The organism is Pseudoalteromonas sp. MER144-MNA-CIBAN-0113, assembly GCF_040308965.1.
GTDB classification, from domain to species: Bacteria; Pseudomonadota; Gammaproteobacteria; order Enterobacterales; family Alteromonadaceae; genus Pseudoalteromonas; species Pseudoalteromonas tetraodonis.
Genome location: NZ_JBEOOG010000519.1, coordinates 1 through 247 on the forward strand (window position 1 = coordinate 1; position 247 = coordinate 247).

1 protein-coding gene is annotated in these 247 nt (G+C 38.9%); it reads right to left on the reverse strand.

Annotated elements, in window-relative coordinates; all coding sequences use genetic code 11:
- A partial coding sequence (locus tag AAEY57_RS20770) for an amidohydrolase family protein (protein ID WP_350608755.1) occupies window positions 1-247 on the reverse strand: 247 nt, incomplete at both ends.

Genomic DNA, 247 nt, shown 5'->3' on the forward strand with positions numbered 1-247 from the left:
CCTTGCTTTAAAAATGTTTGCCAAGCATAGGCACCGCTTAATTGTTTTTCAGTTAAGCGTTGCTCTGCCATATGCATATCAGATGTGGCATGTACTGGCTGCATTGAAGGGATTATTTTTAACGCTTTAAAGCGAGGGATATCCTCAGGCGTTACAATTTGTGCGTGCTCTATTCGGTTACGTAGTAATATACCGCCCGTTTTTTTAAACACATTTTGATAAGCATCAAGTACTACTTTATTTGCTT